At 64.7% G+C, this 22,553-nt stretch carries 22 protein-coding genes; 5 read left to right on the top strand and 17 right to left on the bottom strand.

Going from position 1 to position 22,553, the window contains the following annotated elements:
* Positions 1-256 precede the first annotated feature (256 nt).
* Genes ACYBYQ_RS01975 through ACYBYQ_RS01935 form a run of 9 tightly spaced genes read right to left on the bottom strand, consistent with a single transcriptional unit; the run spans position 257 to position 8,474 of the window.
* Positions 257-1,729, bottom strand: coding sequence for an FAD/NAD(P)-dependent oxidoreductase (locus ACYBYQ_RS01975; RefSeq protein WP_459616721.1), 1,473 nt, complete (start codon positions 1,727-1,729; stop codon positions 257-259).
* Positions 1,726-2,046, bottom strand: coding sequence for a (2Fe-2S)-binding protein (locus ACYBYQ_RS01970; protein ID WP_459616720.1), 321 nt, complete (start codon positions 2,044-2,046; stop codon positions 1,726-1,728). Before ACYBYQ_RS01970 ends, ACYBYQ_RS01975 begins: the two co-directional genes overlap by 4 nt.
* Positions 2,027-3,148 (bottom strand): NAD(P)/FAD-dependent oxidoreductase, encoded by a 1,122-nt coding sequence (locus ACYBYQ_RS01965; protein ID WP_459616719.1) that lies wholly within the window; start codon positions 3,146-3,148, stop codon positions 2,027-2,029. Before ACYBYQ_RS01965 ends, ACYBYQ_RS01970 begins: the two co-directional genes overlap by 20 nt.
* Positions 3,145-3,450 (bottom strand): FmdB family zinc ribbon protein, encoded by a 306-nt coding sequence (locus ACYBYQ_RS01960; RefSeq protein ID WP_459616718.1) that lies wholly within the window; start codon positions 3,448-3,450, stop codon positions 3,145-3,147. The genes ACYBYQ_RS01965 and ACYBYQ_RS01960 overlap by 4 nt, the downstream gene beginning before the upstream one ends.
* Positions 3,451-3,456: 6 nt before the next feature.
* The gene (locus ACYBYQ_RS01955; RefSeq protein WP_459616717.1) at positions 3,457-4,569 is read right to left on the bottom strand and encodes an ABC transporter ATP-binding protein; all 1,113 of its coding nucleotides are present in this window, start codon (positions 4,567-4,569) and stop codon (positions 3,457-3,459) included.
* Positions 4,566-5,369: an ABC transporter permease gene (locus ACYBYQ_RS01950; protein WP_459616716.1), complete on the bottom strand. Its 804-nt coding sequence runs from the start codon at positions 5,367-5,369 to the stop codon at positions 4,566-4,568. The genes ACYBYQ_RS01955 and ACYBYQ_RS01950 overlap by 4 nt, the downstream gene beginning before the upstream one ends.
* On the bottom strand, positions 5,362-6,243 hold the full coding sequence (locus ACYBYQ_RS01945) for an ABC transporter permease (RefSeq protein WP_459616715.1): 882 nt from the start codon (positions 6,241-6,243) through the stop codon (positions 5,362-5,364). The genes ACYBYQ_RS01950 and ACYBYQ_RS01945 overlap by 8 nt, the downstream gene beginning before the upstream one ends.
* Positions 6,228-7,280, bottom strand: coding sequence for an ABC transporter substrate-binding protein (locus ACYBYQ_RS01940; protein ID WP_459616714.1), 1,053 nt, complete (start codon positions 7,278-7,280; stop codon positions 6,228-6,230). The genes ACYBYQ_RS01945 and ACYBYQ_RS01940 overlap by 16 nt, the downstream gene beginning before the upstream one ends.
* 57 nt (positions 7,281-7,337) lie before the next feature.
* On the bottom strand, positions 7,338-8,474 hold the full coding sequence (locus tag ACYBYQ_RS01935; protein ID WP_459616713.1) for a M24 family metallopeptidase: 1,137 nt from the start codon (positions 8,472-8,474) through the stop codon (positions 7,338-7,340).
* Between the two features lie 206 nt (positions 8,475-8,680).
* Here ACYBYQ_RS01935 and ACYBYQ_RS01930 point away from each other — a divergent pair, with 206 nt between their 5' ends.
* Both ACYBYQ_RS01930 and ACYBYQ_RS01925 read left to right on the top strand, forming a co-directional pair.
* A complete protein-coding gene (locus ACYBYQ_RS01930; RefSeq protein ID WP_459616712.1) occupies positions 8,681-9,634 on the top strand; it encodes a LysR family transcriptional regulator in 954 nt (317 codons plus the stop codon).
* A 44-nt stretch (positions 9,635-9,678) separates the two neighbouring features.
* Positions 9,679-10,548, top strand: coding sequence for a PhzF family protein (locus tag ACYBYQ_RS01925; protein WP_459616711.1), 870 nt, complete (start codon positions 9,679-9,681; stop codon positions 10,546-10,548).
* A 113-nt stretch (positions 10,549-10,661) separates the two neighbouring features.
* Here the strand turns inward: ACYBYQ_RS01925 and ACYBYQ_RS01920 are convergent, their stop codons facing one another.
* The 4 genes from ACYBYQ_RS01920 to ACYBYQ_RS01905 all read right to left on the bottom strand — a co-directional run bounded on the left by ACYBYQ_RS01920 (position 10,662) and on the right by ACYBYQ_RS01905 (position 14,610).
* Entirely contained in the window at positions 10,662-11,672 is a 1,011-nt protein-coding gene (locus ACYBYQ_RS01920; protein ID WP_459616710.1) for a TRAP transporter substrate-binding protein, read from the bottom strand.
* Between the two features lie 97 nt (positions 11,673-11,769).
* Positions 11,770-13,050, bottom strand: coding sequence for a TRAP transporter large permease (locus tag ACYBYQ_RS01915; RefSeq protein ID WP_459616709.1), 1,281 nt, complete (start codon positions 13,048-13,050; stop codon positions 11,770-11,772).
* A 13-nt stretch (positions 13,051-13,063) separates the two neighbouring features.
* Positions 13,064-13,678 carry a TRAP transporter small permease gene (locus ACYBYQ_RS01910; RefSeq protein WP_459616708.1) on the bottom strand — a complete coding sequence of 205 codons (615 nt, stop codon included), beginning with the start codon at positions 13,676-13,678 and terminating at the stop codon, positions 13,064-13,066.
* Between the two features lie 119 nt (positions 13,679-13,797).
* Positions 13,798-14,610 (bottom strand): class II aldolase/adducin family protein, encoded by an 813-nt coding sequence (locus tag ACYBYQ_RS01905; protein WP_459616707.1) that lies wholly within the window; start codon positions 14,608-14,610, stop codon positions 13,798-13,800.
* Positions 14,611-14,728: 118 nt separating this feature from the next.
* Here ACYBYQ_RS01905 and ACYBYQ_RS01900 point away from each other — a divergent pair, with 118 nt between their 5' ends.
* Together ACYBYQ_RS01900 and ACYBYQ_RS01895 are read left to right on the top strand one after the other, a co-directional pair.
* On the top strand, positions 14,729-15,622 hold the full coding sequence (locus tag ACYBYQ_RS01900) for a LysR substrate-binding domain-containing protein (protein WP_459616706.1): 894 nt from the start codon (positions 14,729-14,731) through the stop codon (positions 15,620-15,622).
* Positions 15,623-15,820: 198 nt separating this feature from the next.
* Positions 15,821-17,056, top strand: a complete 1,236-nt coding sequence (locus ACYBYQ_RS01895; RefSeq protein WP_459616705.1) for a hypothetical protein — start codon at positions 15,821-15,823, stop codon at positions 17,054-17,056.
* Between the two features lie 30 nt (positions 17,057-17,086).
* Here ACYBYQ_RS01895 and ACYBYQ_RS01890 read toward each other — a convergent pair whose 3' ends face one another.
* Both ACYBYQ_RS01890 and pyrE read right to left on the bottom strand, forming a co-directional pair.
* Positions 17,087-17,338 carry a hypothetical protein gene (locus ACYBYQ_RS01890; protein ID WP_459616704.1) on the bottom strand — a complete coding sequence of 84 codons (252 nt, stop codon included), beginning with the start codon at positions 17,336-17,338 and terminating at the stop codon, positions 17,087-17,089.
* A gap of 385 nt (positions 17,339-17,723) precedes the next feature.
* The gene (gene pyrE / locus ACYBYQ_RS01885) at positions 17,724-18,401 is read right to left on the bottom strand and encodes an orotate phosphoribosyltransferase (protein ID WP_459616703.1); all 678 of its coding nucleotides are present in this window, start codon (positions 18,399-18,401) and stop codon (positions 17,724-17,726) included.
* Positions 18,402-18,545: 144 nt separating this feature from the next.
* Between pyrE and ACYBYQ_RS01880 the strand changes: the two genes are divergently transcribed.
* The gene (locus tag ACYBYQ_RS01880) at positions 18,546-19,334 is read left to right on the top strand and encodes an exodeoxyribonuclease III (protein WP_459616702.1); all 789 of its coding nucleotides are present in this window, start codon (positions 18,546-18,548) and stop codon (positions 19,332-19,334) included.
* Positions 19,335-19,346: 12 nt separating this feature from the next.
* Here the strand turns inward: ACYBYQ_RS01880 and ACYBYQ_RS01875 are convergent, their stop codons facing one another.
* Positions 19,347-19,919 carry a trimeric intracellular cation channel family protein gene (locus tag ACYBYQ_RS01875; protein ID WP_459618681.1) on the bottom strand — a complete coding sequence of 191 codons (573 nt, stop codon included), beginning with the start codon at positions 19,917-19,919 and terminating at the stop codon, positions 19,347-19,349.
* Positions 19,920-20,097: 178 nt separating this feature from the next.
* Positions 20,098-22,431: an acyl-CoA dehydrogenase family protein gene (locus tag ACYBYQ_RS01870; protein WP_459616701.1), complete on the bottom strand. Its 2,334-nt coding sequence runs from the start codon at positions 22,429-22,431 to the stop codon at positions 20,098-20,100.
* Positions 22,432-22,553 lie beyond the last annotated feature (122 nt).

The raw sequence follows: 22,553 nt of genomic DNA, 5'->3' as shown, positions 1-22,553 counted from the left end.
GTTGGGTTCTTGCGTTCCGTCCGCCCCCACCCCCCGCGGGGCGCACCGGGGCGAGGCGACCGGCGCGGGCGCTGAACGCGCCCGCGGTCTACGCCATTCCCGGCCGGGCGGGCCGTGGGGCAAACTCGCGTCCCTGCGGGCCGCTCAGACATGCCCCACGGAAATCCCCCGCCCGGCCGCGAATGGCTGGACGGCCGCCCGATCGCCCCGGTGCGCCCCGCGGGGGGTGGGGGCGGACGGAAGGCGGAGGCAATTCTCAAATGCCGGCGTTCTTCTCAGAACTCGCCTCCGCCGGCATCCGGGTGACCGCATATCGTGACGCATCGGTTTGGGGCATGGAGGCGAGTTCGCCCAACGTGAGGGGTTTGATCGGGAACCGAAGCCGGTAGTAACCGGTATCCTGAGGTGTCGAACCTCGCTCGTTCGCAATGATCTCAGTCACCGTCAGTCCGCACAGCCTGCCCTGGCACGGCCCCATGCCACAACGCAGAAAACTCTTCATCTGGTTCGGGCCAGTTGCGCCATGAGCCGCCATCTCGCCGACCTGGGCTGCCGTGATTTCCTCGCACCGGCAGACGATGGTGTCTCCCGTGGGAATGCAGTTCTCGTCCGTAGGCCTGTAGAGCCGGTCGAGGAAGGCGCGGCCACGCATCCAGCGACGCAGCGTCTCGCGCAAGGGTGCAGCCGCAGCATCGCGTTGCGCCACCGACATGCTGCCCAACCGGAATATGGTCGCCAGCGCAGCGATTTCGCCTTCGAGCTCGGCCACGCGCGCGCCGCGGATCGCGGCTCCGTCACCCGCCACGCTAAGACCGGGAACGGAAACTGCACCCCACTCGTCGCGCTTGACCGTGTAACAACGCTGCACCGGATCCCATACGTGTTCACAGCCCAGCGCCCGAGTCATGCTCACGTTGGGCACCACTCCGTGGTGCAATAGCACGGTGTCAGCGTCGATGTGGAGGTCGCTCCCACCGCGGCGATAGGACAGGCCCGTCGCGCTGTCTGCGCCGGTGATGCGTAGCGCCGTGACACCGGATTCGAAGCGCGCCGCTTTCTTCGCCTGCCGCACAATCGCCAGGCCCTTGGCCAGATAGGGCGAACGCAGGAAATCCCAGGCCACCCCTATCCCCGACCGCCATGGCAAGGCAGGCGCCATGTCGAGGACGCGTTCGATGCGCGCGCCTGCGGCAGCCAACTGAGCAACGAGCAGGTAGAGCAGCGGTCCGGCTCCGGCCACGACGGTCCTGCCGGCCGGCACCAACCCCGAAGTCTTTAGAAGTATCTGCGCGGCGCCCGCGGTCATCACGCCCGGCAGCGTCCACCCCGGCACGGGAAACGGGCGCTCCTGAGCACCAGTGGCGAGAATGACATGCCGCGCGTGTATCAGCTCAGCTCGGCCCGCATGGCTCACGCCCACATCCCACACCTCGCCCGCCTGTACGTCATCCCGCCGAATGACAGACCACACCGTGGAGTGCGGACAGTAGGTCAGCAATGGGTGGCTCAAGCGTTCCACAAGCATTTCGCCGCGCCAGTAGTCCGCGCCGAGCACCTGCCGGTCGGCGATGGCCGGCGCAGTAATGCCACGATAGATCTGGCCGCCGGGGGCTTGCTGCTCGTCGAGCAGCAAGGTGACGAGCCCGGCGTGGGCGCAACGAGCTGCCGCCGCCATGCCGGCGGGGCCGGCACCCACAATCGCCACATCACAATGCATGTGCGCAATCATCGACCCCCTCCTTCTGTGGACAACAGCGGCATCGGGCGCTCCTGCGTCCGCACGACCATGCCCTGTGCCACGGCAACGAGGCAGGCCTGCTGATTGACCACGCCATCTATCGTGACCAGGCAGTCGAAGCATACGCCCATCATGCAGTATGGCCCACGCGGGCTACCCTCCCCCGGTGTATATCGCACGACCTTCACGCCATTGGCCGCCAGTGCGGCGGCCACGCTGTCACCCGAACGCGCGTGCATCTGCTCGCCATCGAAGGAGAACACCACCGCGTTGCCTGCCCCGGAGCCATCAAATGCGCGTTTGAACATCAAACCTATCCATGGAAAAAGACGCCAGCTCATCCGGCAGCGAGCCGGCATGTATGTAGGACGCTAGATGCAGAACATGTGCTGCCGCGAGAGTGACGCCCGAATGACAGGTGGCGGCATACGCGCCGGGCATCTCGCGCGATTGCGCATAGATCGGAAAGCCGTCCGGACTCATTACGCGCAGCGCGCCCCAGGTGCGCACCACCCGGGAGTTGGCAAGCGCGGGGAATATGCGCACCGCTCGGTCGGCCAGGGTGGCAAGGATCTCAGTGCCGACGCGATCGTCCTTGCCCACCTCTTCCATTGAGTCGCCAATCAGCACAGTGCCCTCATCGGTCTGGCGCAGCGTAACGATAGGATTCGTCATGAAGCGCGGCATGCGCTCCATGACGATGATCTGGCCGCGTTGCGGCCTCACCGGCACGTGCATGCCCATGAAGGGCGCGAGCCGTGCGTTATCGATACCAGCCGCGAGCACAATCTTGTCGGCCCGCACCTCGCCTGCAGATGTGTGCAGCGCAAAGCTGTCCTGCCTGCGCTCTACGCGCGACACCGGTGTCTGCGGACAGTACCGCGCGCCATGATGCTGAGCACCGATCAGCAGCGCGCGGAACAGGCGCAGGGGATTGAGGTGGCCGTCCAGGCGGGTGTAACAGCCGCCGACGACGTCCGGCCCTAGGCCCGGATAGAAGCTGCGCAGCTCCTCGGGATCGCAGATCCGGTAGTCGTAGCGGTCGATGTCCGGCTGCTGCATCAAGGCTGACATGGCGTCGAGCTTCGCCTGCATTTCCGCATCCGACAGGCACACCTGGAAACCGCCGGGCTGCTCGAGCGCGACGTCGATGCCGGTATCCACGCGCAGCAGTGCCGCAAGCTGCCGCCAGTCGCGCGCGGAGCGCTGGGTCCAGTTGCTGTACGCGCTGTTGCCCAGGCCTTTTCCCTGCACCCACACGAGACCGAAGTTGCCGCGCGAGGCCCGATAGGCGACGTCGCCCTCGTCGAGGATGATGGCCCGTTCGCCGAGGCGGCCGAGCCCGTAGGCGAGCGCCAGCCCGACCAATCCGCCGCCGATGATGGCGACGTCGTAGGAATCTTCAGTCATGCTGGTCCTTCCGGAGGGCTGGCGGCAGCGGCATCATTCATGGCCCTGCCCAATACGTCGGCGCCACAGCAATTGCACGACATACCGTGCGCCCGTGGTGTAACGCTCCCCGGCCGCAGGGACGGCGCGGCGGCGTCGTAGCCACGTTGCCGAGCGCTGGTGCCGCACCAGGCGGGATGGGTTAGCGTGCGGGACGCCGCCCTGCCACAGGCCGGACAAGGCGCCGGCCGTTCGTACTCGGCCAGCTTGCGCAGGGCGGTGAAACGACCGCAATTCCCGCACTCGTATTCGTAGATCGGCATGATCGTTCAGTCACTCACCGGTACGGCCCACCAAGGGTGGGCACCCATATCGACGGCTACGCGCTCGCCTCGGGCGAGAGAAAGACCGCCGTTATTGGCATGCGAGGCAGTCAACATCTCGCCCGAATCGAGACGCACATAAACCTTCCATGCATCGCCGAAGTACGTGATATCGGCCACGGTGCCCGCCAGCATGCCGTCCGACGCTCCGACCGCCACAACGCAGCGCAAGCGCTCCGGACGTACGACCAAGTCCATCCGCATGCCGTCGTGAAGGTCTTGACGCGGCGCAAGCGGCACTTTCGCCCCCGCCTCCAGGCCGAGGCGCATACCCCCCGGCTCCGCTTCCACCGTACCGCGAAGGAAGTTCGACGACCCCATGAACTCCGCAATGTAGCGGGACTGCGGGCGCTCGTAGATGTCGGCCGGCGTGCCGAACTGCTCGATGCGCCCCGATCGCATGATGGCGATGCGGTCAGACATGGTGATGGCCTCCTGCTGGTCGTGCGTCACCGCGATGGTGGTGATGCCGAGATCCTGCTGCAGGCGCCGGATCTCCTGCTGCATCTCCTCGCGCAGGTTCTTGTCGAGCGCGCCCAGCGGCTCGTCCAGCAGCAGGATCGAGGGCTCGTAGACCAGCGCGCGCGCCAGAGCCACGCGCTGCTGCTGTCCGCCGCTCAGTTCCGAAGGCCTGCGCGCGCCGAAGTCGCCTAGCCTCACCATCTCGAGTGCCCGGCGCACGCGGCCGGCGATCTCAGCCTTGGGCACCTTGCGCATCGCCAGGGGAAAGGCCACGTTCTTCTCCACCGTGAGGTGCGGGAAGAGCGCGTAGTGCTGGAACACCAGGCCGATGTCGCGCCTGTGGGGCGGCTGCCGGCTCTGGTCTTGCCCATTGATCAGCACCTGCCCCCGGGTGGCCTGGATGAAACCTGCCACCGCCATGAGCGTGGTGGACTTGCCCGACCCGCTGGCGCCCAGCAGCGTCACGAATTCGCCGGCCTCGACGTCCAGACAGATGTCGTCGATTGCCACCACATCGCCGAACTCACGGCGAAGATTTACCAGCCGCAGCGCGGCCGACCGGCGGCGCTGCGGCACCGCCATCATGTCGTCCTTCATGATGCTTTGTTTCCTTCAGAGCGGCGTCGGAGCAACTCAGCGACGATCACCAGGATGGATGAGAAGGCCAGCAGCACCGTCGATACCGCACCGATTACCGGTGTGAGGTCAAAACGTATGCCGTCCCACATCTGCTTGGGAACCGTCAGGGTCTGCGGTCCCGAGAGCAGCAGCGCCATGACGACTTCGTCGAACGAGATCAGGAAAGCGAATACGGCCGCTACGACGATGGAGGGGCGGATGATGGGCAGCGTCACGTACCAGAGCGCCTTGAAGCCGTTCGCGCCCATGATCATGGCGGCCTGCTCCAGCCGGGTGTCGAATCGCTCCAGCGCGGCGTTGATCACCACGACGCCGTAGGGGAATGTCAGCAGCGCGTGCGCGCATACCAGAGCAGTCATGGACCCCGTCATGCCCAATAGCGAGAACAGGTAGTACAACGCCACACCCATGACGATCACGGGCACGACCAGCGGCGACAGAACCACCGCCTGCAGGGCAGCCTTTCCCGGACCCTGGTAACGGAAAAGGCCGATAGCCGTCAGCGTGGCGAGCACGGTTGAGATGAGTGCGACGAGGACGCCCAGCCGAAGGCTGGTAAGCGCCGCTGTCAACCAACGGCTGTCTTCTACCAAGGCCCGGTACCACCGCAACGAATACGACTTCGGCGGGAAGGCCATGAGCGAAGAGTCGCCGAACGAGATCGGTATCACCACCACCAGCGGCAACAGCAGGAAGACCACGGCCAACGTAGCCACCATTTTGCTGAAAACGCCGGCGCCATGTCGGTACTCACCCATGCCCCGCCCTCCCGGCCGACGTGCCCGCCTTGCGCTGGAGGCGGTAGTAAACGTACAGCCCGAACAGAGTCAACACGAGTAGGACCACGGCCAGCGCTGACCCGAACCCCCAGTTGATGAGCTCGGTGAACTCATGGTTTATCAGCATGGCCATCGTGAGCTCCTGGCGTCCACCCAGCAGCGCCGGTGTGATGAAGAAGCCCAGGCCCATGATGAAGATAAGCACGGCCGCAGCGCGTATGCCAGGCATGGTGAGCGGAATGAAAACCTCAAAGAAGGCTCGGCGCGGAGTCGCGCCCAGACTCTGTGCGGCTAGCATCAGACGTGAATCTACCGATCGCATCGTGCTGTCGAGAATGAGAATGGTGGGAGGCATCAAGTAGTGCACCATACCGATGACAGCGCCCGTATAGTTGAAGACGAGTTTGAGTGGGCTGTCGAGCAGGCCCAGTTCCTCGACCAGCAACAGGTTCACTGCGCCGCGCGTCTGCAGCATGATGATCCAGGCATAGACCCGCACCAGGATGTTGGTCCAGAAAGGCAACAGCACCAGCCCCAGCAGCACGGCCCGCAACGTGCCGCGCGTATGCGACAGCACATAGGCGGTGGGATAGCCGACGGCCAGGCACACCAATGTTGAGACCAGCGCAATCTCGATGCTGATCCATAGCACGCGCAGGTACACAGGCGTACTGAAGATCTGGATGTAGTGCCGAAGCGTAGGGTCCGGGTCGAGCACGCTGCGCGACAGCAGCATCAGGATGGGCCCTATAAAGGCCGTGGCCAGGAGCATCAGCGCTGGCACCACCAGCAAGAGCGGACCGCCCAGCCGCGGCCGGCGCGGCACGGGCGGGGTGGTTATTGCAGCTTCCATTGGTTCCAGCGCTGCGTCATGGCCTGTTCGTTGTCGGCCCACCAGGCATTGTCGAAAAGCACCATTTCGCCCTTCTGGTAGTGGTACGAAGCGAGTTCGGTGTTCTCCTCCTCGGTGAGGTGCTCCATCGCGCGAGCATTGCCGGGACCGATTCCCGTCATCTTCGCCAGCGCTGCCTGGCGCTTCGGGTCGTTCATCCACTGGATGAGTTTCATGGCGTTCTCGCGGTTCTTCGCACCGCGCGGCACTGCGAGAAAATCAACCGTCATCAGCGCCTGCTTCCACGACAAGTCAACAGGCGCCTTCTCTGCCTTGCGTACCGAGTTGATGCGGGTGTTGGACGTGAGCGACATCGTAAGCTCCTGCGACGCCAACAGAACCGGCACCTGGGGCCACTGCTTCCACCACACTGCTACGTCGTTCTTGATCTTGTCCAGCGACTTGAAGGCGCGGTCCACGTCGAGCGGATAAAGCTGGTCGGGCGGAACACCGTCGGCCAGCAGTGCGGCCTCGAGGGAGTAGCGCGGGCCGTCGAACATGCCCCGGGCCCCCGGATGGCCTTGAGTATCCCACAACGCACTCCAGGAAGCTGGCGGATTGCCCTTGAACGCATTGGTGTTATAGGCCAGAACCATGCCATAGGTGGAGTTGCCGATGGAATAGTCGTCCACCAGCGAATTGGGCACGCCGTCTTTCTTGATGACGCCGAAGTCCAGCTTCTCCCACAAGCCGGACTTCACACCCTGTGGTATCCACATGCCAAGCGCCTGCACAACGTCCCACTGCGTGTTGCCGGTTTCGACCATCGCCTGCAGCTGGGTAAGCTGCACGCCAGGCACGTCGATGACTTTGATGCCGGTTTCCTTCTCGAAGGAGTCGAAGAAGACTTCCCGCTGGGCCTTCTGGATGCTGCCACCCCAGCCAGCAAACACGACGGTCTTGGACTGTGCCATTGCCGAAGTGGCGGGCAAGACCGCCAACGTCGCAGCCACCGCAGCAGCCGCACTCAGATGCAAGATATTTCGATGGATGTTCATCGTTGTTTTCCCCTTGAGTCTGCAGAAATATGGCGGACGTTAGCCGCCCGCCATGGCCTAGCGTACCGGAATGACCTTGACCTCTCGCGGACACTCCGTCAAGCGCTCGTAACCGGCATCGGTGATCAGATACGTGTCCTCTACATGTACGGCGAAGCCTTGGTAGTAGATACTGGGCTCCACCGTGACGACCATGCCCGGTTGGAGGATAGTCTTGTCGCCGGCGCCGATCTCCGGCCCTTCCACACCTTCGAGTCCGACGCCCCGACCCGTACGGTGGACGAAACTATCGGCAAGGCCTGCGCTCTCCAGGATCTCCCGAGCCACCAGGTCCGGACCTTCCGCCGGCAGCCCGGGTTTGAGTACCTCTAGCGCCTTGTCGTAGGAGTGGTTGACGATGTCGTACATCTCCTGCTCCTGCGCCGTAAGTTCGCGCAGCGCCGCATTACGGGAAAACCCGATGCGGTAATGGTAGAGTTGAGGAATTCGGCAGAAATCGAGCAGGATGACGTCACCTTCGCTCAGCAAGCGCGTGGACGCTGGCGCATGCACCATGTCCAGCCGCTCGTTCGAGGTGAGGATCTGCAGACCGTCGTTGATGGGATGGTCGATCGGCATGGGGTTGTCGTCATGTGCGATCATGTACTCGGCCGAGAGGCGCGTAGCTTCGGCTCGCCCCTTCTGAGCGATTTCGTACTCGCGCACGCCGGCTCGGATGGCGTCGAACTCCACCTGCAGCTCGGCTACGGCCATGCGTCCGCTGATGCGCATGATATCGATCTCTTCGGGCGACTTGATCATGCGCAGCCGCTCGATTACGTTCGATGCCTCTTCCATTTCCAGTTGCGGAAAGCTCTCGCGCAGCATGCCGTAGAGGCGCGCCGAGATGAACCCCAGTTCCAAGCCCGCGCGTCCCCGTGCAAGGCCTTTTTCCTTCAGCACCACATCAAGCAGCGCAAGGCCGCCAAACACCTCGCTAGGCCGCGGCGACCACTCGACGTGATGCCGCACGTCCCCAATCCATGTACGCCTGCTGGCGAAATTGAGCTCGATCTTGGGCACGATCAGCGTGGGTTCACCCTTCGCCGGTACAACTAGGGCCACCAGCCGCCGCGGGCTGGCGTACTCCGGCCGGGTTGAATAGCCCCAGACGCCGGACAGGTAGCGCACGTGTTCTGGCTTGATGACGAGCATGCAGTCCAGACCGCGGCGTGCAAGCTCTGCCTGTACACCCGCGATACGGGTTCTATACAACTTCGGATTCAAGTGGGCCTCACTGATGCGTTGACGGATACGCGGATCATGCCCTGGCCATCTCATCAGGTCTAATTGCATTTGATGCAATCGCTATTTGCCAGTGTTATAGCGATAATGGGGTTGAACCACCTTGGCGCATCGCTATGTCCCTACCATCGTTCCCGCGCAATCGCATTTCGCTCCGGCAAGTGGAAGCCTTCCGGATGGTGGCCCTGGCTGGGTCCGTGTCGGGCGCTGCACAGCGCATGTACATCTCCCAGCCTGCCGTAAGCCGGCTAGTGGCCGACCTTGAGGAAGCCATCGGCTTTACGCTGTTCGACCGGTCGCGACGCTTCCAGCTCACGGCGGAAGGTCAGCTGCTGTTCCGGGAAGTGCAGCACGCCTTCTCCGGACTCGAATGGATCACGAAGCGGGCCGAGGAAATTGCGACGTTCCGGGTGGGTCACCTGCGCATCGCTTCGTCACCGGCGCTGGCACTGGGGCTGCTGCCGCCCATCATCCGCACGTTCCAACAGCAATATCCGGGCGTGAACCTAGCCTCGCAAGTGCGCAGCTCCCAGGACGTGGCCCAATGGGTGGCCAGCGGGCAGATAGACCTTGGCTTCGCAGCGCTGCCGGTGAACCAGAGCGGCGTGCGCGTTCGTACCTTTCCAGCGCTCCCGGCGATCTGCATGGTGCCGCGCAGCCATCCGCTTTCCGCCGAGCCGTATGTAACACCGGCCCTGCTCGCGTCTGACCCCATCATCTCGCTGGGTTCCGACAGCATGCTGCGCTCTCTGGTGGACGAGGCGTTCGAACAGGCTGGCGTGTCGGTGGTGTCGTCGGTGGAAACCTCGATGTCGGCGCAGGCAGCCATGCTGGTGCACGAAGGTATGGGAATCGCGATCATCGATCCGCTGACCGCCATGGCGTTCCAGCATCCCGGCCTGGTTTTACGCCCGTTGCAGCCCTTCGTGGCCTACGACTACGCCATGCTCACGCCGGAGAACAGCGAACCCTCCCGTCTGGCGCAAGCCTTCATTGAAGGCACACTGCGCCGGGTGGACCAGCTGCAGCGCATGACCGACGCAATCTATCGCAGCATCCCGGCGGCATAACAGTGCATGGCCTTACCGCAGCCGCGCTGCCATAACATCCGTACATGGGTTACCCAATATTCTTTATTGGACCTTGCGCGGCTCCGATCGGCACACTGCAGCTGTCTTCCTTAGATCGCGATCTGCTTCGCGCACCGACAGCCATGGAATGCTTACTCGTCGACACCTTCACCGATGGCCCCGATAGCGGCAATCCTGCTGCCGTATGCCCACTTCACGCCTGGCCTCATGATGCTGTGATGCTGGACACTGCCGCTCGGCTGGCTCTTTCTGAAACTGCATTCATCGTTCCCCGCGGAGGCGATTTCGATATCCGCTGGTTTACGCCCACGAAGGAAATCGACATGATCGGGCACGCCACACTGGCAGCCGGTTGTGTCGTACTGGAACGCCTGCACCCCGGCTACGCCAAAGTGGTATTCCACTCACGAGGCGACACGTTCACCGTATCGCGTGGCCAGAACGCAACCTATAGTCTCGAGATGCCGGCCCTGCCGCCAGTGCCACTGGCGCCCGAATCCGTCGAGGCCCAACGCCTGGCAGCCGCGCTTGGGGAAACACCGATACAGTCGCTGGCAGCAAAACATTACCTTTGTATATACGACGACGCCGACACAGTACGAGCCCTTGCACCCGACCTGACCGCACTGGCCGCACTGAACCTGCCTGCCGTCATCGCCACTGCACCGGGACGAAATGACATAGACTTTGTCTCCCGCTTTTTTGCACCTGCGAACGGAGTCCCGGAAGACCCGGTCTCCGGCGTGGCACATCTGTGCCTTACGCCTTACTGGGCTTCACGACTTGGCCGACGAACCATGGTGGGACGGGCGCTCTCAGCCCGCGGTGGTGTTGTGCAGGTAGAACACCGGGGAGCAACAGTCCTGCTGGGTGGACGAGCCAACATCATCTGAAACAGAACCGTTTCAACGGATGCACGACCTATCTCTGCCCCACCGCGACATTCGGCAGGGCGGAGATGGGCCGGAGCACCCAAGCGACACGGCCCCTGTGCCAACACTCCCTACTATTGCGCGCGCACCTTGCGCACTTCTTCCTGCATGGCCGCCACCACGTCCGGCCCGATGTCCTTGGCCAGGCGTTCGGCCACCGGCTGGGTCAGTTCGCGCATGCGGGCCCTCTCCTGAGGAGAGATCTCGCTGACGGTGACGCCCTGCGCCTTGATCTGCTCTATGGACTTCTGCTCCATGGCGCGCGACACCCGACGCTGCTCCGTGCGCACTTCCTCCGCGGCCGAGGCGATGATCTGCTTCTCGTCATCGGAAAGCTTGTTCCAGGTCTTCTCGCTGATCAGCACGATCAAGGGGTTGTAGACATGGCGGGTTTGCGAGAGATAGCCCTGCACCTCCTGGAACTTGTTCGTCTCGAAGGCCACGATGGGGTTGTCCTGCCCATCCACCGCCTTGGTCTCCATCGCGGTGAACAGCTCCGTGAAGGAAAGCGGAATGGGATTGGCGCCCAGGGCCTTGAAGCTTTCCACCATCAGGGGTGTCTGGACGACGCGCAGTTTCAGGCCCTGGAAGTCCTCCGGCCGTGTGATGGCATGCTTGCTGTTGGATACGTTGCGGAAACCATGGTCCCAGTAGGCCAGGCCCACCAATCCATTCGGCGCGTTTTCCAGGAACTTGCGGCCCATGGCGCCGTCGAGGACTTTGTCGGCCTCATTGAAGTTGTCGAACAGGAAGGGCAGATCGAATACCCCGTATGCGGGATCCAGGCCCACCATGAGGCTGGGCGGCAAGGTGGTGAGGTCGATGGTTCCTCCCTGCAGGGCGGAAAGCGTCTGCAGGTCTCCTCCCAAGGTGCCGCCCGCGAAATCGCGCACCTTTATCTTGTTGCCGCTCTTCTTGGCGACAGCCTCGGCAAACATCTTCACGCCCAGCCCCATGTGGCTGTCGGCGGGCTGCACATGACTGAACTTGAGCGTGCGCGATTGGATATCGGCGGCGTGCGCCGTCGCGCTCAGCACACAGGGTGCGACCAGGGCGATGGCGATCTTGCGCAGGTGCTGCATCATGGGGAATGTCTCCTATTCTTGGGCAGTCTGGGATTGAAGGAACGGAAAACCACGGCCATGCGGCGGCCCGCCGCAATGGCCGTCGGTATGAGCGGGCTCACTGGCTGAGCCAACGGGCGGGGCCCGTCACGATGGAGGGGAACGCCACCATCAGCGACAAGGCGGCCAGCTCCGCCAGCAGGAACGGCCATACGCCCCTGACAACGGATTCGAGCGAGGTCTTGGATACGCCCGCCACCACGTTCAACACGCTGCCGACGGGCGGCGTGATGAGGCCGATGGAGCAGTTGATGATGAAGATCACCCCGAAGTAGACGGGATCGATGCCCGCCTGCTTGACGACCGGCAGCAGCACCGGCGTCAGGATCAGGATCATCGGCGTCATGTCCATCGCCATGCCCAGGACCAGCACCAGCAGCATGATCACAAACAGCAGCAGCACTGGCGAGTCCATCAGCGGATCGAGCAGGTCGATGATCATCCCGGGCAGGTCGGCCACCGTGATGACCCAGGCGGCCACCAGGGCGGCCGCGATCAGGAACATCACGATCGCAGACGTGACGGCCGTTGCCAGCAGCAGCTCGGGCAGGTCCTTCATGCGCATTTCGCGATAGAGGCAGACCGCGGCGAACAGGGAGTACACCACCGCCACCACGGCGGCTTCCGTGGGCGTGAATACGCCGAAACGCAGTCCCACCACGATGATCACGGGCAGCAGCAAAGCCCAAACGGCTTCGCGCAGCGCCTTCACCCGCACGGCCGCGCTCTGGCGCGGCGGCGGCTCGATTGCCTCGTTCCGGGCAACAAGCCACCAGGCAGCCGCCAGGCACGCTCCGATCAGAAGCCCCGGCACGATGCCGGCCAGGAAAAGCTTGGTAATGGACACCCCGCCCGCCACACCGAAGATGATGAAACCGATGGAAGGGGGAATGACCGGCCCGATGCAGCCGGCGGCGGCAACCAGGCCGGCCGAATAGCGCTTGTCGTGCCCGGCCCGTGCCATCATGGGAACCAGCAGCGCACCGAGCGCTGCCGCGTCGGCCACGGCGGATCCCGACAAGGCAGCCAGCAGGCAGCCCGCCATGATGGCCACATAGCCCAGCCCGCCACGATAGTGGCCGACCAGCGACATCGCCGCCTCGACGATACGGCGCGACAGGCCGCCGCGGTTCATGACCTCGCCCGCCAGCAGGAAGAACGGCACGGCCATCAGCGGAAAGCTATCGGCCCCGTTGATGAGATTCTGCGCCACGATCTGCGCATCGAACATGTCGATCATCGCCAGCATGGCAATGCCGCACAATATGAGCGCGAAGGCGATGGGGACCCCGATTGCCGCCGAAGCCAGCAGGGTGGAAGCAAAGATTGCCACGATCATGCTGGTCTCCGCATCAGGGCAAAGCGCGGCGGGGCATATGGCCGGAGTGCCCTGCTTCGGAACGTGCAGCCAAGCCTCGCGGCCCCGGCCTGCCTGGCCCGGCGTGCTCCGGTTGGAGCTGCTCGAGCACCATCGCATCCTCCTGGGAGGCCGTCGTATCCGGTGTCACGCCACGCAGAACCCGGGCAAGCTCCACCAGCAGGATGCATATCGCCGAGATGGAGAAGACCACGCCCACGCCGTATTGCAGGGCCATCGACAAGCCCGTCACCGGCATCTTCACGGACCAGTTGATGAGCGTCTGGGACCAGCTCCCCACCAGGACCACGCAACTGGCCAGCAGCATCAAGCCGTAGGCGGCCACGGCACAAAGCCGGCGCCCCGCCGGCGACAGCCGCACAAGCAGAGTATCGACGCCCAGATGTCTGCGCTCGCGCAGCGCGACGATTGCGCCAAGAAACGTCCCATAGACGAACAGGATGCGGGAGACTTCCTCGGAGGTCGCGATGCCGGAGTTGAACACGTATCGCAGTACCACATTGCCAAACACGAGAACCACCATTCCTGCCAGGCACAATACCAACATGCCCTTGAGCAACAGGAAATAGGCATCGATGATGCGCTTCATCTGTGCTGTCTCCTCAAATAGGGGTATCGGCGGGTTTCGCCGTGGCCCTGCACATCCGGCCAGACGGATCGCAGGCGTCTGTCGGCCTGCGTATCCGGCAATGCTGCGAACCGTGGCCGTCAGGCCAGGATACCGGTCTGCGTCTTGACCAAGTGGTCCCAGATCGGCTGGAAGTGGAGCCAGCCGATGTACTCGCTGCCGACATGCTCGCGGCTGTAGCGCGACCGTTCCGGGCTGACGTGCACGGGCTTGGCGCCCGTGGCCTCCACCATCAACTGCTGGCGGCAGCAGCGTTCCAGGGCGATGAACCAGAAGGCGGCGGAATCGATGCTGTGGCGGCTGGCGGTCAGCAATCCGTGATTCTGATGTATGGCGGCCTTCACACCCTTGAACCAGTCGGCGACCTTCGGGCCCGACTGCTTCTCGACCGCGACCTGGCCGGCTTCGCTCTTGATCACGACGTGGTCCTCGAAGAACGCCGCGGCGTCCTGCGATATCGGGTCCAGTGGGCGGCCTAGGGCGGCAAATGCAGTCCCATAGACGGTATGCGCATGGCACATCGCGACGATATCCGGGTGCGCCTCATGCACGGCGGCGTGCAGCACGAAACCCGCGCGATTCACGGCGTAGTCGCCTTCCTGCACGCGGCCGTCATGATCCACCAGGATCAGGTTGGAGAGGGATACCTGCGCGAAATGCACGCACATCGGATTGGTCCAGTAGAGCTCTGTACGCTCGGGATCGCGCACCGTCAGGTGCCCGGCAAAACCGTAATCGAAGCCTTCCAGTGCGAACGCCCGGCACGCCGCCACCAGCCGCTGCTTGCGATGCAGACGCTCCTGCTCGATCGATTCGAACTGCTGGACCTCCGGGAACTTGAGTCCCGGCTGCTCGGGTTGATAAATGGAAATGCGCTTGGCGGTATCCAACATGCGAGTCTCCTCATAGGCATGGAATTGTTTATTTCCAGCGCATCCTAAAGAGCCGCTGCATACCCCACAAACGATAAAATTTCGTGTATAGATGAGTTTTTCTCACCTATACTACCGCATGCGCCGCCTCCCTCCCCTCACTGCGCTGGTCGCTTTCGAATGCGCGGCCCGCCACGCCAGCTTCCAGCGGGCCAGTGAAGAGCTGAACCTCACGCCTTCGGCAATCAGCCATCAGGTGAAGAACCTGGAAAGCTGGTTCGGCAAGGAGCTGTTCCTGCGCCACACGCGGCGTGTCACCCTGACCGAAGAGGCGCGCTCGCTGCTCAGGGAACTGACGCCCGCGCTGGACCGCATCGACGAGGCCTGTGCCGCCCTGCAGCCATCGCGCAGCCGCGCGCAACTGGCCATACATTCCGCGCCGAGCTTCGCCGCAAAATGGCTGAACCCGCGCCTGCCGCGGCTGATGCAGGACTACCCGGACGTGACGTTCCGCCTGTCGTCCGGCCCCGAGCCCGTGGACCTCAGCAAGGCCGCGCAGATCGACGTCCATATCAGCTATGGCCACGCCCCCCTCGCCCCGGGAGTCTGCGTGACGGACCTGGGCGAGGAAATCACCGCACCGCTGGTGTCGCCCAGGCTGCTGCAGCAGGCCAAGGGTCCCGTCACCCCGGAATGGGTCACGCAATGGGTGCTCATCGATTCCCAGCTCAGCCCGGTACGCTGGTCGGACTGGTGCAGGCAGAACCACGTGAAGCTGCCGGCACGGCCACGCCCTTCCTTCGATCGCGGACTGATGGCCGTATCCGCCGCCGCCGACGGCATGGGCGTGGCCCTGGAAACCGTGCGCTTTGCCGAACAGGAAATCCAGCGCGGCGAACTGGTCGCGCTGGACGGCCCGGGATTCATCGGCATCACGCAGAAACTGCACTTCCTCTGCTACCGCGAGGCCGACCGCAACAATCCCGTATTGGGAGCATTTGTGGCGTGGTTGCGCAGGGAACTGGACGGTTGAATGGCTTGAAGAGCGCTGAGGGCTGACAGCAGCCGGCCACCGACACAGTGCCGAATTGCAGAACCGCTGTACAGCAGGCATCTGCTGATGAGGCGCCGACGGCAATAACAGGTCGGAGCCATCAGTCGCGAACAGCGGCTTCCGGCAAAGGGCTGGCTCCTGGACTATATTTACGCCCGCAGTCGTTCCCTTCCAGCATTGACGAACCTACGCTTCGAAATCACCCTGCTGAATAACCCCATGCGTTTCTTGCGTGCACCATTGGCTTGCCTTGTTTCAATCGCCGCCGGCCTTACGCCGCTGCAGGCGCAGCATGCGCCCGGCATGCCTGTCCCGCATCTGGCCCAGACAGATGAGCCCGTTCAGATCGCTCAGGGTCATGTCAGGCTGACGCAACCGGCGGGGTGGCAGCGCATTTCGGCAGGCGAGGTGGCGCCGGGACTCTGGGTTTCGCTGTTCCTCGCGCCCCGCCTGCCCAATGGCGCTGTGGCGCAATGCACCATTACTGTCGATACGCGGCCATGGACAAAGGGCAGCAACGCCGTGCCACCGGAGATGCGGCAAAAGGCACAGTGGTCCACCGAGGATTGGAAGCGCCATTACCAAAGTCCTTTTGAATCCGTGGATATTTTGCAGACCAGGGCATGGTCGGTTTCCGGCATGCGAGTGCAGCAAGTGTCGATGACCGCGAGCGCGCGAAAATGGAACGACACTACGCCGCGGCACGTAAAGATGGAAGAGCGAAGCTATTTGTCCGCCGACGGCGTCGTGCAAGTGAGCTGCGCGGCGCGATCCTCAGATCCGGCTGCCGTCGCCTCCGTTTACCGAAGCAGCCGGGCTGATTTCACTAAAGTTCTTGATAGCGTGCGCGTGCAGTTTCGTTTGCCCGCAAGCAGCGGGTCCGCCGCAATCAGGAAGGAACGCGAGGGCTACACCCTATATATCTTCCCAAGCGGAGCGCATGGCGTGTGGATTCCAAACGGTTGGCGGGTGAGCGAAGCGCCGGCCCAGCCTTCAACGATGTCGCTCAGGCTTCTCGCGCCGAGCAACGAGCAGGGTGAACCCGTCAACTGCCTGATCAATTTAAGCGATGCCGCCGGCCGCCTGGCATTGAATGCCGGAGAACGCGCGCCGCTCTGGCCGGAAGCCACCTGGCGCGACTGGTTGAAGTCCTACAGCGAGACCCCTGAATTCCTGGAGCGCAGTGGCGTCAACGTCGCCAACCAAGCCGCGCAACGCGCCGTCTACAAATTCGACGGGCCCCATGCCGTATTCAAGTACAACATGGCGCAGACCCGGATGCACCTGACACCGTCCCACGTTTGGATGCTGACTTGCATCGCGAGCGGCCAAACCGCTGCGCAGGCAGCGGCCCTGTATGAGCGGTCTTTGCCCGCCATGGACGGAATCATGGGGAGTTTCTACGCGGACTAGGCCTGTTGACAGGCCCCGGGCGAGCCACAATCAATTGCTATTGATCCAGTCCTGTGTATCCCGGATGAACCAGGGCAGATTCAACCTCTCCCCCTCGCCGGACTTTATGATCAGACGTTGACCCGACGAACCCGGAGCGCCGCTCGCACCGTGCGTGGCGGAAGGGGGCGGGCTCCGATAATCCAGATCGGTTGTCCGGGGCGGATTGTCCGCACAGGCGGCAATCGACGCGCACGCAACCGCCACGAGGACGAGCGGCAGTGCGGAACGAAAGGTCTTCATGATGTTCGGGTTCCCGCTGGCAGGCACAGGCCGAAGTGCCGGGCAATCAAGGCCTTTGCCCCTACCTTACCCGCAACACGGGGCCTGCGTCAGCGTCCCATGATGCCCATACCTGCCCGCATCGTTACACCCGGCCGCGCGCCGGGCGCGCTGCGTCGCATCGGCCCGTTGACCGGCTGCCGAGCCGGTCCCTGCACGGCGGGGGGTTTTCCGTGGGGCATGTCTGAGCGGCCCGCAGGGACGCGAGTTTGCCCCACGGCCCGCCGGGTGGGGAGCGGCGACGGACGCGGGCGCGTCCAGCGCCCGCGCCAGCCGGTCGGGCCGATGCGACGCAGCGCGCCCGGCGCGCGGCCGCGATGGAAGACGACGCCGGACCCGCCGCCCCTCAAGCCACCCCGTACTTCGCCCGGTAGGCCGCCACCGCCTCCCGATGCTCGGCAAACCCGGCATCCGCCTGCAGCAGCCCCATGATGTCGTCCAGGCTGGCGATGCTCACCACCGGCATCCCGTAGGCCCGCGCCACTTCCTGCACCGCGGAGTGCGGCGACAGCGCGTCGTCGGGGCCCGCGCGTTCCATGCGGTCGAGCGCGATCAGCACGGCGGCCGGCTGGGCGCCCGCGGCGCGTATGATCTCCACCGATTCGCGCACCGACGTGCCCGCCGTGATCACGTCGTCGATGATCACCACCCGGCCGGCCAGCGGCGCGCCCACCAGCGTGCCGCCCTCGCCGTGGTCCTTGGCTTCCTTGCGGTTGAACGCGAAAGGCACGTCGCGGCCGTTCATGCCGGGATGCTCGGCCAGGGCCACCGCCGTTGCGGTTGCCAGGGGAATGCCCTTGTAGGCGGGGCCGAACAGCATGTCGAACCCGATGCCGGAATCCACCAGGGCCTGCGCATAGAACCGGGCAAGCCGCCCCACCGAGCGCCCGCCGTTGAACAGGCCGGCATTGAAGAAATACGGGCTGGTGCGGCCCGACTTCACCTTGAAGCTGCCAAAGCGCAGCACGCCCTCATCCAGGGCGAAACGGACAAAATCGGCGGAGGTGGCGGGCGTGGCAGGCATGCGGGGGATCCGGAGGTAGTCGATAAACAGCCGCTATTATCCGCCATCCCCGCCCATCCGGACCGGGCGTGCGGGCTGGGTTAAAGTTCCGGCTTATTCCCTAGCCTGCCGGCGCACGCGCCGGCGGAAAAACAGGAGCCCGCTTTGCTTCGCATCACCTCGCTCAACCTCAACGGCATCCGATCGGCCTTCCGCAAGGGCCTGCAACCCTGGATGGCGGCCCATGGCGCCGACATCCTGTGCCTGCAGGAAATCAAGGTGTCCGAGGCGGACCTCACCGACGATCTGCGCCATCCCCCGGGCTATACCGGCCACTTCTGCCATGCCATCAAGAAGGGCTACAGCGGCGTGGGCATCTACCTGAAGCAGGCGGCCGAACGCGTCACCACGGGGCTGGGCTGCGAGGAATTCGATCCGGAAGGCCGCATCATCCGCGCCGATTGGGCTGGCCTGTCGGTGATCAGCGCCTACCTGCCTTCCGGCTCCAGCGGCGACGAGCGCCAGCAGGCCAAGTACCGCTTCCTCGACCGCTTCGGCCCGTGGCTGGACGCGCTGATGGACGAGCATCGCACGACCGGACGCGAGTTCGTAATCTGCGGCGACTGGAACATCGCCCACAAGGAAATCGACCTGAAGAACTGGAAGGGCAACATGAAGAACTCGGGCTTCCTGCCCGAGGAGCGCGCGTGGCTCACCGAGGTGTTCGACAGGCGCGGCTTCGTGGACGTGTTCCGCACGCTGGACGAGCGGCCGGACCAATACACCTGGTGGAGCAATCGCGGCCAGGCCTGGGCCAAGAACGTGGGGTGGCGCATCGACTACCAGATCGCCACGCCCGGCATCGCCGCCAAGGCCCGCCACACCGCGATCTACAAGGACGAACGGTTCTCCGACCACGCGCCGCTGACGGTGGACTACGACGCCACGCTCTGAGCCCTGCGGGGCTCAGTCCCAGTCGTCGCGATACACGAAGCGCGGCATCTGCCAGTTCTGGCGCAGCGCCAGCAGCCGCAGCGCCAGCCCCACGCCCATGGCGCCCGTCATCGCCCAGGAATCGGGCATCTCCAGGTGGCGCGCGGCCACGTACAGTCCGCCCGTGACCAGCGACACGCTGGCGTAGAGTTCGCGGCGGAACAGGAGCGGGATGTCGTTGCACAGCACGTCGCGCCATACGCCTCCGGCGCAGCCCGTGATCATGCCGCTGACCAGCACGATGGTCACCGGCAGGTCCATGGACAGCGCCACCCGGCAGCCGATGACGGTGAAGAGCGCAAGCCCCAGCGCGTCCAGGAGCAGGAACAGCCGGCGCAGGTGCTTCATGACGGGCGCCATCAGGGCCGTGAGCAGCGCGGCGCCGGCCGTCACCCAGAGGTATTCGGGATGCTGCACCCAGGTAAGGGGGTAGTGCCCCAGCAGCATGTCGCGCATCGAGCCGCCGCCCAGGGCCGTCACGCAGGCCAGCGTGCACACGCCCACCCAGTCCATGTCGCGCCGCCCCGCCGCGAGCGCGCCGGTCATGGCCTCGGCGGCGATGGCGATCACATAGAACACGGTGAGCATGGTGCGGGCGCCTCCTCTCGCGTGGGCGACCCCGATTGTAGGCGGCCTGCGCCAGGCGAACCAGACGCGGCCGGATCAACGCTCCGCCGCCAACTGCCGTGCCGCGTCCGCCGCGGGAGCCATGCCCGGCGGCGCTTCAGCCGGCCGGCAGCCGCAGCACGGCCTTGGCCACGATGTTGCGCTGGATCTCGTTGGTGCCGCCATAGATCGTCGTCACGAGCGATTGCAGGAACGGCGCCGCCGGAATCAGCGCCGTGCCGTCGGGCATGGCCTGGCCGGTCCAGCTGCCGCCGGCGTCGTCGGCCCAGCGGATGAGCTCGCGTGCGATCCGCACATAGGTTTCGGTGGCCAGGATCTTGATCCCGGACACGGAGGGAGGAAGCAGCTCACCGCGCCGCACGATGTCGGCAAAATGCCCGTAGAGCGCCTCCAGCTCCTTCACGCAGGCCAGCAGTTCCGCGTACACCGAGCGGAACTCGGAATCATCGAACAGCGAGAGGCTGTCGGCCAGTTGCTCCAGGTGGTGCAGGGCCTGGCGCGACTGCTGGGGGCTGCCGGCGAAGATGCGCTCGTATCCCAGCAGGTCCTTGGCGATGGTCCATCCTGCATTGAGCTGGCCCACCAAGTTCTCCGCCGGCACGCGCACATCCTCGAAGAACACTTCGCAGAACTCCTGTTCGCCCACGATGTTGGTGATGGGCCGGACGGTGACGCCGGGCGTCTTCAGGTCGATGAGCAGGAAGCTGATGCCGGCCTGCTTTTTCACCGTCTTGTCGGTGCGCACCAGCGCGAAGATGTGCGTGGCATCCTGTGCCAGCGTGGTCCAGATTTTCTGCCCGTTCACGATGAAATGGTCGCCGTCGCGTACGGCTTCGGTGCGCAGCGAGGCCAGGTCCGACCCGGCATTCGGCTCCGAATAGCCCTGGCACCATATGTGCTCGCCCGACAGGATGCGCGGCAGGTAGTAGGCCTTCTGCTCGGGCGTGCCGTGCTGGATGAGGACGGGCCCGAGGTTGATGATGCCCTGGTCGGGCAGCCGCGCCGCGCCCCAGCCTTCCATCTCCTCGAAGTAGACCAGCAGCTTGGCTGGCGAGAGCGCCATGCCGCCATGCTCGCTCGGCCACGCAGGCGCCAGCCAACCTCTGCGCGACAGGGCCTGATACCACTCGCGCACCTCGTGCAGGCGCAGCCGGCGCGGCACATGGCGCAGGTGCTGGGGATAATGCTGCCGCAGGAACGCCCGCACCATCTGGCGAAACGCCTCGTCGGGCATGGCGTTGTAGTCGGCATCGCCTTCCTGTGCGCCTGCCGCGGCCTCGGGGGTTGCCGCATGCGGCTCGTCGGGGCGCAGCGCCAGGGCGCGGGGCAGCAGCGTACGCGGGCTGCCCAGCCAATTGGACAGGTGAAATGCCCGCTTGAGATAAAGGCCCAGGTCGTATTCGTCGGTATAGCCGATGGCGCCATGCAGCTGCACCGCCTCGCGGCACAAGGCCGTGACCCGTTCTGCCACGCGGGCCTTGGCCAGCGTGGCCACGCGTGCCAGGGCCTGCGGGTTCTCGCGCACTTCGCGATAACTGTCTGCAACCAGCGCGCCGCACACCATCACGCTGACGTATGCGTCGACCAGGCGGTGCTGCAAGGCCTGATTGCAACCGACGGGGCGCCCGAACTGCACGCGCGTCTTCAGGTAGTCGAGCGTCATCGCGTAGACGCGCCGGGCTATCCCGTAGAGCTCGCTGCACTGCAATAGCCGGGCCGTCTCCAGTGCGCGCTGGCACTCGGCATCCACCTGGCTGCCCTGCGCGACCATGCGCTCGGCCGGCAGCAGCACATCGAGCTGCAGCGAGCACAGCAGGCTGCCGTCCACACGCAGTTCGGTATCGACCGTCACGCCGGGATCGTCCGGCCGCACCCACACCAGGGTGGGCACCTCGCCCAGGCGGGCATGCACCAGCCATCCCGTGGCGCCGGGCCCCGGCGCCACCCAGCGCTTGGCGCCCACCAGGTGTATGCGCCCCGAATCGCGGCTCACCGACGTCGACACCGAGGCGGGCACGACCTCGCCCAGATGCTCCTGCCAAGCCAGCCCCAGCACCGCGGAGCCGTCCACCACGGCGCGCAGCAGGTCCCTGCCCAGCGCATTGCCCGCGAAGGCCGGCAGCACGAGCGCGGGCAGGATGCCGCCCAGGTACGGTTCCGGGACCGGCGATTCGCCTACCGCCGTGGCGATGGCGCCCAGCACGTCCGTTTCCAGCCCCAGGCCGCCCAGGTCCTCGGGCACGGTCACCGACGTCCAGCCGGCTTCGGCGAAGGCGCGCCAGGCGGCCGGCTCCCAGCCCGGCACGGCGCCACGCAGCGCGCGGATCCGCGTCAGCGGCGAGACCCGTGCCAGAATGTCCGAAGCGGCCTCCATGAAGTCGGCATGCCGGGGCAGCGGCCCGAACAATGCATAGGTATCGAGTGTCTCCATCGTCGTCCTTCGGGGATTTGCCCACGTTGCGTTGCTGGTGCTCTCAGCCGGCAGATTCTAGGTGCGGAAGCCGGCATGACTCATAACGCTTCGATAAGAACAGCTATGCACGAATCGACATG

The sequence above is a fragment of the Bordetella sp. 2513F2 genome (genome assembly GCF_054642735.1).
The sequence above is the reverse complement of the archived record's forward strand: the minus strand, read 5'-3'. Positions and strand labels throughout refer to the sequence as shown.